This is a genomic window from Vibrio breoganii, assembly GCF_001677275.1.
Classification (GTDB): Bacteria; Pseudomonadota; Gammaproteobacteria; order Enterobacterales; family Vibrionaceae; genus Vibrio; species Vibrio breoganii.
In genome coordinates, this window is the sequence record NZ_CP016178.1 from 771,693 (window position 1) to 784,010 (window position 12,318).

11 protein-coding genes are annotated in these 12,318 nt (G+C 43.6%); 5 read left to right on the forward strand and 6 right to left on the reverse strand.

All coding sequences use genetic code 11. The features are described from left to right. Positions 1-92: 92 nt before the first annotated feature. Entirely contained in the window at positions 93-1,046 is a 954-nt protein-coding gene (locus A6E01_RS16455) for an ATP-grasp domain-containing protein (protein WP_017028091.1), read from the forward strand. 59 nt (positions 1,047-1,105) lie between these two features. On the opposite strand, the gene A6E01_RS21020 is transcribed toward A6E01_RS16455, so the two are convergent. From A6E01_RS21020 to A6E01_RS16480, 6 genes are all read right to left on the reverse strand, one after another. Continuing rightward, positions 1,106-1,204: an AraC family transcriptional regulator gene (locus tag A6E01_RS21020; protein ID WP_082961410.1), complete on the reverse strand. Its 99-nt coding sequence runs from the start codon at positions 1,202-1,204 to the stop codon at positions 1,106-1,108. 143 nt (positions 1,205-1,347) lie between these two features. Then, entirely contained in the window at positions 1,348-2,247 is a 900-nt protein-coding gene (gene yegS, locus A6E01_RS16460; protein ID WP_065210741.1) for a lipid kinase YegS, read from the reverse strand. Positions 2,248-2,367: 120 nt separating this feature from the next. After that, entirely contained in the window at positions 2,368-2,865 is a 498-nt protein-coding gene (gene mrtJ, locus A6E01_RS16465) for a JDVT-CTERM system glutamic-type intramembrane protease MrtJ (protein WP_017028088.1), read from the reverse strand. A gap of 88 nt (positions 2,866-2,953) precedes the next feature. Further along, a complete protein-coding gene (locus A6E01_RS16470; protein WP_065210742.1) occupies positions 2,954-4,711 on the reverse strand; it encodes a choice-of-anchor F family protein in 1,758 nt (585 codons plus the stop codon). A gap of 428 nt (positions 4,712-5,139) precedes the next feature. After that, on the reverse strand, positions 5,140-6,243 hold the full coding sequence (locus tag A6E01_RS16475; protein WP_026026140.1) for an NADH:flavin oxidoreductase: 1,104 nt from the start codon (positions 6,241-6,243) through the stop codon (positions 5,140-5,142). Positions 6,244-6,457: 214 nt separating this feature from the next. Then, positions 6,458-6,706 carry a DUF3297 family protein gene (locus A6E01_RS16480; protein ID WP_017028085.1) on the reverse strand — a complete coding sequence of 83 codons (249 nt, stop codon included), beginning with the start codon at positions 6,704-6,706 and terminating at the stop codon, positions 6,458-6,460. A 300-nt stretch (positions 6,707-7,006) separates the two neighbouring features. Here A6E01_RS16480 and A6E01_RS16485 point away from each other — a divergent pair, with 300 nt between their 5' ends. The 4 genes from A6E01_RS16485 to A6E01_RS16500 all read left to right on the forward strand — a co-directional run bounded on the left by A6E01_RS16485 (position 7,007) and on the right by A6E01_RS16500 (position 12,273). Next, positions 7,007-7,615 carry a hypothetical protein gene (locus A6E01_RS16485; protein ID WP_065210743.1) on the forward strand — a complete coding sequence of 203 codons (609 nt, stop codon included), beginning with the start codon at positions 7,007-7,009 and terminating at the stop codon, positions 7,613-7,615. 550 nt (positions 7,616-8,165) lie between these two features. Beyond that, positions 8,166-9,158, forward strand: a complete 993-nt coding sequence (locus A6E01_RS16490; RefSeq protein ID WP_017028083.1) for a porin — start codon at positions 8,166-8,168, stop codon at positions 9,156-9,158. A gap of 410 nt (positions 9,159-9,568) precedes the next feature. Continuing rightward, the gene (locus tag A6E01_RS16495) at positions 9,569-10,822 is read left to right on the forward strand and encodes an aromatic amino acid transport family protein (RefSeq protein ID WP_065210744.1); all 1,254 of its coding nucleotides are present in this window, start codon (positions 9,569-9,571) and stop codon (positions 10,820-10,822) included. Between the two features lie 89 nt (positions 10,823-10,911). Then, a complete protein-coding gene (locus A6E01_RS16500) occupies positions 10,912-12,273 on the forward strand; it encodes an L-serine ammonia-lyase (protein WP_065210745.1) in 1,362 nt (453 codons plus the stop codon). Positions 12,274-12,318 lie beyond the last annotated feature (45 nt).

Here is a 12,318-nt window from a genome sequence, read left to right on the forward strand (position 1 = left end):
ATAGCCAACGGCGTTTTATCGCTAGCTTTCAATCTCAGAGTTGGCAATAGTTATTTGATTAGGAACAAAACAAGTAAACACAAGGAACAGGTATGAAATCGATCTATATATTGCACGAGAATGAGGAATGGATTGTGCCTCTTCGTGAAGCATTCGATAAGTTGAATGTACCTGCCAAGGAATGGTTTGTGAACGAGGGTCATATTGAGTTCGATACCGTTCCAGAAGATGCGGTTTATTACAATCGAATGAGTGCATCATCACACACACGTGATCATAGGTATGCCCCTGAATTGACGCGCGTTATTGATAAGTGGCTTGGCCTTAATAACGCTACCGTAGTGAACGGAAATGGCGTGATCGATCTGGAAGTATGCAAGATATCTCAATATGCCGCATTGCAAAAAGTTGGGATCGCAACGCCTAAGACTCAAGCGGTCGTCGGAGGTGATTTCATTGTATCAGCTGCAGAGAAGTTTAATACTTGGCCCCTGATCATTAAGCCAAACCGTGGTGGTAAAGGACTGGGCGTTGAAAAATTCGATTCACTAGACGATGTTAAGCTAGGCCTTAGACGACTCAAAGCTGATAGCCCGCTTGATGGCATTTGGCTACTGCAAGAGTATGTAAAATCCACAGAACCTTACATTGTTCGCTGTGAGTATGTCGGCGGTAAGTTTCTTTATGCGGTTAAGGTTTCAACTGAGGGTGGTTTTGAGCTATGCCCTGCAGATGGATGTTCAATTGAAAATGCGTTTTGCCCAGCTTTTGAAGACGATAAACCAGCGCCAGAGAAAGATAAGTTTGAAATCACCAATATCCTTGACGATTCACCGCTCATTAAGCTTCACGAGCAATTCCTAGCCGATAACCACATCGATATCGCGGGAATAGAGGTGATCTGCGATGAAAATGGAAAGTGGTACTCCTATGATGTGAATACCAACACCAACTATAACTCTAAAGCTGAGATAAAGGCTGGCGTACCAAAATCTGGTATGCAGGCGATTGCTGACTATTTAGTGCAATTGGCTGAATCGTCATAAGCCTCTCCTTTGAAGAAATGGCTTATCGATCACTGCTAAGCCATTTCTTCGAGCTATTTCTAATGTGTTTGGCCTGGGGTTCTGCCGATGACTCTTTTGTACATTCGAATAAAAGACGACGCGTTGCTGTAACCTAAATGCGCTGCTAAGTCTTCTATCTCAAACCTGCCCTTCTCCTATCTAAGATCGAACAACTCAACGTGTTTGTAATCTTGTCCAATAGAATACAAAGTTCTTGCGGTTTCAATATGACAAAGTGGTGTCATCTTGATACTTAGCTTTAGGCCTTATTTCGGTTAAGCTATATTGGGGTATTGTCTGGGAGCACCAATTTAATACTACTAGGGAGTACTTTTATCGTCACATTTTGCGGTGACATTGGCTCCCCATCTAGATTCACTGGCATAGACTGTTCGGAGTGCCACTCAATCGTTTGAATACTGTGTCTATGCACAAATTGAGTATCAGAGCCTTCATGTAACTCTTGAAGCTCTTCAAGGACAGTAGGAATATCGCTAGCATTGAAACCCTCGATATAGAACAGCTCAAATACTCCGTCATCAATATACGCCTGTGGAGCCAATGGCTGCCCGCCACCAGCGGTTCTACCGTTACATACAGCGCCAACTACCACATTCGCGAGTGTCGCTTTATCATCGTGAATGACAGTGCCAGGAAAGGGCTGAAAGTTTATCGCCTGAACTAGGCCAGATAGAGTATAAGCACCTCCTCCGAGAAAGTTCTTAAGTACAACTGGTGTCGTCGCTGTTACCTGAGCGCCAAACCCTGCCGTTGCGATATTCATGAAGTATTTTTCATTGGCTGAACCCGCATCAACCCAATAACTCTCTCCCAATACCGCCAAGTTAAGAGCATCAATAGGGTCTGACGGGATCTCACACGCTGTAGCAAAATCATTAGCCGTCCCTAAAGGCAAGACAGATAATTCTAAATGGTTAAGATCATACTTAAGAATCGCACTGACCACTTCGTTGACTGTGCCATCTCCGCCTCCTGCGACTAGCCGCGTTACCCCTTGTTCAGCAGCCTCTCGCACCAATCGGTCAACATCACCCTCTTCCCATGTAGGGCGCACTTGAAGGTCATACCCTTTCTTTCGGAGAGCATAAACCGCCTCTCTAACGCTCTCGAGACCGGCTTTTTTTCCATTAAGTATCAATCGAATCAAAATCTTAACCATTAGTTAGGGTCTGTTGACCCTTGTTAGCACTATTCATAATTTAGCAGGTATGACGGTAGAAAGGGAAACACTTGTGACAGCGATTGAATTAAAAGCCAAACCTTCAAAGGGCTAACAAATTTAAACACGAATGTTGATTACAATCGGCAGGATGAAATACACACTGTTGTAGAAAATATGTAGGGCTATTGAGGGATAAACGCTGTTATGTCTGTCTCGAAAATACCCGAATAACAAGGAGGGAAACAGCACGCTTAAAGCCCAGAGAGGCTGATGACTGATGAAGTGAAGCGCTGTAAACAACAAGGAGCAGCATAGGTTAGCTAAGGTAAAGCCAAATAGATGGCGAGAGCCCCAATCTAATCGCAATAATCTCCCCTGCATTACGCCTCGAAACAACAACTCTTCAAGTAAAGGAGACACAACTACCAACATCATCAATGTCTGCCATGCTTGCTGTGGCTGTGAGATAGGGGCTAGACTAGAAAGTAGTAGCAAGCCAATGGCGAACCCAAACAGGCACGCAACTTTAAATATTCGGTCTGACGCCCATTTGCTATCGCCTCGCAATGCAAATTCATCGAGCAAACCTATAAGCTCAGATTTTGGATAGTGCATGAGGGCATATTCTCCCGTCATATATCAAAAAGGCCGACATCCGTTATCAGTGATGTCGGCTCAGTCAATTTCTAATTCTAGCAATCCATTAATCGCCACGATGTTGAATCAACAACCCGCTAGCTCGTGAGCCATAGTGACGCCAGAAAATTTGGACCAGTGCAATGACAAATAGCAGTAACAAAGTTGGATCTAACCGTCCGTTCCTACTTAAAGTACAACCACCGCCGCCGTCAGTAGCCGTTAAACCTATTGCTTCAGCAAAGCCATCAACCTCGCTCTCGCTAACCACATCATCTTCTATTTCAATGGCTTCCTCAGCTTGCGTAGCCGCACCATAAGGCGGCTCATCACAACTTCCAAAGAATCCAGTGCACCACGCTGGAGGCGTTTGGTTATCCGATACAACTGGAATTACTCTCACTGTGAATGTGCCACCAGGAATACCATTGCCTACTTTAATAATGTAGTTGATACCCAGATTTAGTACATCCTCTATATCACCCATTTCGTACAATCCGTTAGGGTTAGCCGCTAGCCAATCTATTTCAGCTTGGTCAATGATAGGGAATCCATCGTCATAGTTTCCGCGCCAATTATCACCATCCCACCATACCATTAATGTAGCGTCTGTTTCTGGATCGTTGTCGTCATCAAAAAATACTGCCTTTGGTTGCCATTTGGATGGAAGCCACTCACCGAATGGCAACCCTTCAATAACTCCCACTGTTTCATGGTAATGGCTAGCAAGTGTTGAGGATGAATAAATTATATCTGAAGCCACAAGTTCCGGTTCACCAGTCTCAGTGTTTGGATTGTCATAGCTTGTACAGGCATCCTCAGCAGTGGATACACATCCTTGCTGCACGTCGAATCCAGCGGTACGCATATCAAAGAAGCCATTACTGGTAAAATGCTTATCCGGCGCACCAAATAATCCATGGGAGAAAGTGGCTAGACTATCGCTCTCAAAGATATCTGAACCATCATAAACTAGGTTCTCATGCCCACCTGACGCTCCCTCGCCTCTTCCCAAAGAAAGATGGAGTCTGTCTTCAATATTGCTTTCACTGGCAGATTTGAATTCGCTTCCCCGCCCTGTGCCTATCACAAGCTTGTAGCCGCTCAAACGTCTACCTGTATAGTTGTTGATTTTGCTGAACACTTGATAGGAACGAAGGGCTATTTGATCTTCTGCTTCAGGATCAATTGTTTCATCTTGTACGTTGAACACGAGGTCGATGCCATGGCCGTCACCTGAATCGATATCGTCCACAGAGGCCGGAAGCATGGCAACTTTAAACCGTTTATGAGTCTGAAATGGACTAGAACAAATAACAGGTTGAGGATGCGTTGAATCTAAGAAATTAGCATCTTCGATGTCAGAGTTATCTGGACTCAAAAAAGACGAACCAATAATGCAATTCTGAGGCTTACCATGGGAAACATCAGAGTCGCCAGTGACGATTTTTATCGCATTCGGCTCTCCGACTGGCCAGTCTTTACCAGTAATGCGAGCCATAACCTGCCCTTCATCACCATTGACTGAGCTCTCAAAATAATCACCATAAGTCATCAAACTGTAGATACCAGAGTCTTCATCAAATGACCCAAACTCCAGACCATCCTCGTACCTTAAAACGACATCAACGTTGTCTAGGTTCCAACCACCAATACAAGCGGTTAGTTCGCCAGGTACGCCACAGTCACCAATAAAGGCATCTGGTGACGTATCAACATTAGAGTTTTGTATAATCGCTGCATAGGCATTTGCAGCGAAGAGTAGACTTAAGAACGTCAAGCCCATTCCACCGTAGGTACTTCGCCTAATCCTTTCCATGTTCATAATAAGCTCCACTATCGCTAGCTAGATAATCATCCATAGTGCGTAAGGAAAGGCTCTTTATTATTCAAGATAGGAGCAACCCCATCAGGCGTTAAATACATTGACGACAACATCAAACTGGACTCTTACTGCTTAGCATCTAGCGATTTTTCTGCTTGTGTTAACAGTCAAGTTGAGATGAACAAATGTATTTAAGCGATTGGTATATTACCACTCCCTTATGCACCTTCACTTTAAATCTAGCAAAGGAAAATCATTACTAAAGTGCGAAAAAGGCATCGACTTCATTACCTAACCAGACCTTGATCTAACCACGCATTTTGACGAGAAAAACAACAGAATAGTCCAGCAGGTTTTTCGTTAAAGACACAAAAAACGGCTTGTAGTGAGTAAACTACAAGCCGTTAATTTATGTCTTTATCGCGGGGTTATCTCTGTTTCTTTCGGCGTTTAAATACCACGCAAAAATTGCCTCGCTTCGTACGGCATTTTGAGCAGCGCTCGCAATCAACAGGGGCACGATCCCCCTCTTTCCAGCGCTTAATGAGTTGAGGCTCTGCCAGTAAAGGTCTAGAAACCGCAAAGAAGTCGATGCCAGTGTTGTTGGCTATGCTTTCAATCGCATCAAAGTCGCTTAGACCGCCGACAGTAATTACTGGTACTTTGACATCTTGGCTGATGACATGGCCGTATTCGTGAAAGTAACCCTCTTGTTGTAGGGTATAGCCGTCGAACGACTCACCGACCATCTCACTGGCTTTACCGTGAATATTGCCTGAAACAATAATGGCATCAACGCCAAGCTGTTCTAACTTCTTACAGATAGCGCGTGTTTGTTCAAAGCTCTGCCCACCTTCAAAGAATTCGGTTGCGGTTAGCTTAATGAGAATAGGAAAGTCTTCCCCAACGAGATCGCGAGTTTTTTCATAGATCTCAACCAAGAATCGCATGCGGTTTTCTAAGCTACCGCCATACTCATCGTCACGGCGGTTGTAATATGGGCTCAGAAACTGGTTGATCAAGTAAGTATGAGCAGCATGAATCTCAACACCATCAAAGCCGGATTTTTTCGCTCGCAGACTCGCTTCGGCGAAGGCATCAACGATGAGGTTAATTTCGTCTTTACTCATCGCTTTGCCAAGAGTATTGGTGCCACGCTCAGGGATCTCACTTGGGGCGAATATGACTCGCTCGCCAAGGTTGTACGTGGTCTTAGTACCACCATAAGCAATCTGTTTAACAATTTTGGCATCGTATTGATGTACAAGATCCGTTAGCTTCTTGTAGCCCTCAATAAACGAATCATTGTAGATACCCATCATTCCAGCATTTGGCTTTTCGTCTTCTACGATATTCGCATAGCCAGTTACGATAAGGCCAACATCACCTTTAGCCAATTCTTCATAGATGTCATACAGCTTTTCAGTCATATAACCTTCTTCTGTGGCCATATTTTCCCAGGTTGCACTTCGTATAAAACGATTTTTTAGGGTCATGTTGCCAATTTGGGCTGGTGAAAACAAAATGCTCAAGTCGAATCCTCTAATTTGAAACTGCTTTGAAGGCAGTGCTGAAAAGTGTGATCTAGATCGGATGACTGACTTTACTGATGAATCACAAACAAAACCTTAATCTAGATTAAGTTATGCGCTGTTGGGCAAGGTTCTAAGGGCAAGTTAAAGTTGAATCATAAAAAAAAGGCCCATGAACGAATTCATGAGCCGTTTATATTCATAAAGCAGAGCTTTACACGTAGTAAGCTTCTACTGTCCCTTTAAGGGTGATAAGGATCGGCTGACCACGACGATCTAGCGCTTTAGGAGAAGGGATTTTTACCCAACCTTCACTGACGCAATATTCTTCTACATCGTTACGCTCTTTACCGTTAAGGCGAATACCGATGCGATGGTGAAAGCACTCTTCAACATAGTGAGGGCTGCGAGGGTTACCTGAAAGGTGATCCGGAAGAGTTGGCTTTTCGTTAGTGTCGCTCATTTTCATGACCTGAAAAAATAATAGTGTGCGTCATTGTAGACAAAGCGAGCCTTGCGCTCAAGAAATCCTGCCCTGTCATGCGGCAACAGAGTAGTAGTTGAGCAATAACTCCCTTTATGACCATGATTAGAATGCTACAGCACCCTGTGCCTTCAAACGTATTTACCGATAGCCTTTTCAATACGCTGACAGTAAAACTACCGTCACCTAAAGCAAATCAAACACTGTCCTAACTTAACCCAACAAACCTAGCGATATCATTGCGTTATTCACGTTCCCCTTAGTTTCAAGGAAGACATTATGCACAAAGCAACGCTATTGCTTGGCTCTATGCTAGTTATTACTCAAGGTTGCACAAGCACTGCAATTACATCACAAGCAGATACCGCAACACCTGTTCAATCAGAGATTCAACAACCGCAAGCATCAATTGAAACAGACTCACCACTCAATCGCTTCTCTGATGAAAAGCAGGCATGGCTTGCTAGTGAAGAGTGGAGTTATCACGGCAATGGATTAGCCAAGAATGTAGGCTGGAACGACCAAACGCACAAAGGCGATCTCGACTACGCAGCAGGTTACAGCACTGATCCAAGCAATTGCGCAGGAGAACTCTTTGTCACTGGCGCATTTTACAGCAATAGAATCAGCGGCATCTTCAATGTGAACGGCCAAGATGTCCACTTCAAGTACGTTGATAAGGTCAATGACAACGCACGGTTATACCGCCCAAAGAACCCTGCAGGACTTGCGTTTGTATTAAGCGAATTCGGCAAGGGGAAGCCCGTTGTTATTAAGTCTGATATTGGAATGGTCGCCACCTTCCCAAGCAATGGCTTTTCTGAGGCAAAACTGGCGATAGATGAAGAGTGTACGGCTAAGATGACCAGAGATAAAAATGCTCTATAAATAGCAAGCTGAAATTCTAAGACAAAAAAATGCCCCCTAGGCAGGAGGCATTTGAATATTACGTTTTCTATATTCCTTATAGACAATGACAAATCCAATCTGAAGTAGCTTTATACTTAACAAAATCATTGATTTCCTCACATTGTCCAGTTAATTATACACAATTAGTAACACTTAGGCATCAAGATATTAACCTACCCATTATTGCATCTAGTGCCCTCTGTCTTACCCTAAATTAGTCACTGTATTTCCAAATGATGCCTAATGAATTTCTAGTCACAGAAACGCATAAAAACGCATCACTGAAAGCAGGAATGGAATTAACTTTATTCTCGGAATATTACTCACAGATCAAGAATATTTATTTTTTATCAATGCTTTATTTTTGGACAACAAGCGATATGCCACATTAATCACCTGCCATCAATCCCCTATTCGTTATACAAAATAAGTTTCTATTTATTCATCTTATGCCGCACAGACAAAATATATAGGCTTTAGTTCCAGCACCAATTAAGAATTTTTGTGCTGGACACTAAAGGATATAGAAATGAAAAAATTGACTCTGACTGCTATCGCAGTTGCCTCAGCATTCGCTGCATCAGCAAACGCTGCTGAAGTATACAAAGCAGACAACTTAGCTCTTTCTCTAGGCGGCCGTGTTGAGGCTCGTAGTGAGTTCTCTGACCAAGGTAAAGACAATAAAGTAAACCAAAAGCAACAAGAGCTTTCTCGTGCTCGTCTTAACTTTGAAGCTAAGACTCAAATCACTGAAGATGTTCATGCGCGTGGTTTTGTAGAAAAAGAATTTACCAAAGACAATACAAACGATACTCGCTACCTTTACGTTGGCGTTGGTGATGAAAATACTGAACTGCAATACGGTAAAACAGATGGCTCTCTTGGCCTAATCACTGACTATACCGACATTCTGAATACCTACGGCTCAGAAGCATCAAGCAAATCTGCTACGGCTGACCGTGCAGATAACCAGCTACTTTATGTTGGTACTTACGGTGACTTAACAGTTAAAGCCAACGTGAATGGCGGCGGCGCGAAAGTATCGAAATCATTCTTCGATAACAATGGTGTTGAGATTCCAGCTCAAAAGATCGATGCAACCATCGATAAAGGTTACGGTGCGGCAGCAAGCTATGACTTCGGTATGCTAAAAGCAGGTGCTGGTTACGCAAAAGAAACCTATGACGGCAATGCTAAGGATAGCGACAACGTATTAGTCGGTTTAGGCGCTGATGTAACAGATGCACTGTACCTTGGTGCGCTTTACGTGAACGGCTCTCAGTTGGGTGATGATTTCCAAGGTTACGAGCTAGCAGGCTCTTACGACTTTACTGACAAGTTAACCCTTGCATCTACGTTCACTAGCGCAAACTTCGATTCAGAGAAAGATGATCGTAACAGCGCAACCGTAGATCTCGGTTACCAGTTCACTAACTACTTCCTAACTTATGCTGGTGTGAGCAAGAAGTTCACCCAAGATGAAGAACTTAAAGGCATGTTAGGTGCTAAAGTTACTTTCTAACCAAAAGTGACTTTCTAAGAAAAAAGTTACTTTCTAAGCAACAGTCACTTTCTAAGAAAAACGACGCTTAGTTAAACTTTAGCCATCTTTATGGAGCTCTCAATCAGAGCTCCATTTTTCTATGCACCTTATTTACTATCCCTTCTCGTTCTACTGTACATCCCCTCAATATTCACCCTGTTTTTCCGCAAACGATTGCATAAATTAAAACGCCACTTCCATTAGAATTTTTAATGCTAAGACAAAAATAATCTATCGTGTAGCACGCGAAATTCGTGATCCAATCCAAATAAATTCCCCCTACTTACGGTACTTCCTCAAGGATTGATTTTGATCACAATAAAAATGTCTGCGTTGCAACACAATGCGCCCCGAAATCAATCACATCCCTTTTTTACGAGAATTATATAATGACAACAACGATTATCGCAGAACAAGTATCAGGGAAAACACGTAAATGGACTTATCAAGACATCACATGGTGTCTCTCTCTTTTTGGTACAGCTGTAGGTGCAGGCGTACTTTTCCTTCCAATTAAAGCGGGCGCTGGCGGTTTTTGGCCATTAGTTATTCTAGCCCTAATTGCAGCACCTATGACATGGTTTGCTCATAAGAGCTTAGCCCGTTTTGTTCTTTCATCTAAGAACGAGAATGCAGACATTACCGACGTCGTTGAAGAACATTTTGGAAAGACTGGCGCAAACATTATTACCTTTGCCTACTTCTTCGCCATCTACCCAATCGTTCTCATCTACGGTGTAGGTATCACTAACACCGTGGATTCTTTCATGGTGAATCAACTTGGCATGGAATCTGTTCCACGCTGGTTACTTTCTGGTGGATTAATTGCCCTAATGACAGGTGGCGTAGTATTCGGTAAGGAACTGATGCTAAAAGCAACATCTGCAATGGTATATCCATTGGTGCTTATCTTGCTTGCGCTATCGGTTTACCTAATTCCAGACTGGAATACATCAATGATGTCAGTGACTCCTGAATGGACCACACTGCCTTCTACTATTTGGTTGGCTATCCCAATCATCGTATTCTCATTTAACCACAGCCCGATCATCAGCCAGTTCACTAAAGAACAGCGTAAAACCTACGGCAAAGATGCACACAAAAAAACAGACATGATCACCGGCGGCGCGTCAGCAATGCTTATGGGTTTCGTTATGTTCTTCGTATTTTCGGTCGTGTTGTCTCTATCTCCTGAGCAACTAGCGCAAGCACAAGCTGAAAACATCTCTGTACTTTCTTACCTAGCAAATGTTCATGCGTCACCAATCATCTCTATTTTGGGTCCAGTAATCGCGTTCGCAGCCATCACTTCAAGCTACTTTGGTCACTTCCTAGGTGCTCATGAAGGTTTGGTTGGTCTTGCTAAATCACGCTCAAACGCTTCTGCAAGTAAGATTGATAAGATTGCTTTGGGCTTCATCGTAGTAACCACTTGGATTGTAGCCATTGTTAACCCAAGTATCCTTGGCATGATTGAAGCAATTGGCGCACCTATGATTGCTGCAATTCTATTCATTATGCCTGTCTTTGCGATGTACAAAGTTCCAGCAATGAAGAAGCTAGCAACCACTAAAGCAGCTCGTATCTTCACGCTTATCTGTGGTATCGCAGCGATCACTTCTGCAACGTACGGCATCTTCTAATAAACCTGGATGCTCAATAGCCCTTAGCTTATGGCTAGGGGCTTTTTATTCTGCTCTCCCCTTTATTTCACAATAAGGCATGAATAATCATGATCAGTATTTTTGATATTTACAAAATTGGCGTTGGCCCTTCTAGTTCTCATACTGTAGGTCCAATGAAGGCTGGCTATGAATTCGTTGAAGAACTCAAGCACATGGCAACCTTGCAGTCAGTCACCAAGGTAACGGTCGATGTCTATGGCTCACTATCATTAACCGGCAAAGGTCACCATACCGACATTGCGATTATCATGGGCCTTGCGGGCAACCTTCCGCAAACCGTTGATATTGATTCGATAGATGGATTTATCAAAAATGTAGAGCAAACAGGCAAGCTGGCTTTAGATACTGGCAGTCACATCGTTGATTTCCCTACCTCTGGTGGGATGAACTTCCATTCTGAAAACCTAGCGCTGCATGAAAACGGCATGCAAATCCATGCATGGGCTGACAATGAGCTAGTACATAGCAAAACCTACTACTCTATCGGTGGCGGATTTATTGTCGATGAAGCCTCTTTTGGTCAGTCTGAAGCGCTAACCGTTGAAGTCCCATACCCTTTTGATTCGGCAACTTCGCTTGTTGAACAAGCGGTTGAAAGCGGACTTTCTATTAGCACCTTAGTACTTAAGAATGAGAAAGCACTGCATTCAGATGAGGCTATCTCGAGCTATCTTGCTGCTATTTGGCAAACCATGTCTGATGGCATTGAACGAGGCATGAATACAGAGGGGGTATTACCTGGACCACTTCGTGTTTACCGCCGCGCACCTTGTCTTTACAAAAAGCTTTCCACGTCTGCCGGCACTAACGCAGACCCTATGGCAGTAGTAGATTGGATTAACCTATTTGCATTTGCTGTAAATGAAGAAAATGCTGCAGGTGGCCGAGTAGTAACCGCCCCAACAAATGGCGCGTGTGGGATCGTTCCTGCAGTACTCGCTTACTACGATAAATTCATTCAACCTGTAACAGCAAAAGAATATACCCGTTACTTTACAGCGTCAGGTGCAATCGGTAGTTTGTACAAGCGTAACGCCTCTATCTCAGGTGCAGAAGTTGGTTGCCAAGGCGAAGTGGGCGTTGCATGTTCTATGGCAGCTGCAGGTTTAGCTGAGCTAATGGGCGGCAGTCCAGAGCAGGTTTGCATGGCGGCGGAAATCGGTATGGAACACAACCTTGGCTTAACGTGCGATCCAGTTGCAGGACAAGTTCAAGTACCATGTATCGAAAGAAACGGCATTGCTGCAGTGAAAGCGGTTAACTCGGCTCGTATGGCATTAGGCCGCACCTCTGCCGCTCGAGTATCCCTTGATAAGGTTATCGAGACCATGCTTGAAACCGGTAAAGACATGAACGCTAAATACCGTGAGACCTCTCAAGGTGGCTTAGCTATTAAGGTGCTTTGCTAAAAGTTTCTTTTGCTAAAAAGTAGGTTACTCAATAAATACAATGGC

What these genes read in the sequence shown, in the direction of transcription:
- A6E01_RS16455 (WP_017028091.1), top strand. Translation starts at nt 93, where the DNA reads ATGAAATCGATCTATATATTGCACGAGAATGAGGAATGGATTGTGCCT.
- A6E01_RS16485 (WP_065210743.1), top strand. Translation starts at nt 7,007, where the DNA reads ATGCACAAAGCAACGCTATTGCTTGGCTCTATGCTAGTTATTACTCAA.
- mrtJ (WP_017028088.1), bottom strand. Translation starts at nt 2,865, where the DNA reads ATGCACTATCCAAAATCTGAGCTTATAGGTTTGCTCGATGAATTTGCA.
- A6E01_RS16470 (WP_065210742.1), bottom strand. Translation starts at nt 4,711, where the DNA reads ATGAACATGGAAAGGATTAGGCGAAGTACCTACGGTGGAATGGGCTTG.
- A6E01_RS16500 (WP_065210745.1), top strand. Translation starts at nt 10,912, where the DNA reads ATGATCAGTATTTTTGATATTTACAAAATTGGCGTTGGCCCTTCTAGT.
- A6E01_RS16495 (WP_065210744.1), top strand. Translation starts at nt 9,569, where the DNA reads ATGACAACAACGATTATCGCAGAACAAGTATCAGGGAAAACACGTAAA.
- A6E01_RS16480 (WP_017028085.1), bottom strand. Translation starts at nt 6,706, where the DNA reads ATGAGCGACACTAACGAAAAGCCAACTCTTCCGGATCACCTTTCAGGT.
- yegS (WP_065210741.1), bottom strand. Translation starts at nt 2,247, where the DNA reads ATGGTTAAGATTTTGATTCGATTGATACTTAATGGAAAAAAAGCCGGT.
- A6E01_RS16490 (WP_017028083.1), top strand. Translation starts at nt 8,166, where the DNA reads ATGAAAAAATTGACTCTGACTGCTATCGCAGTTGCCTCAGCATTCGCT.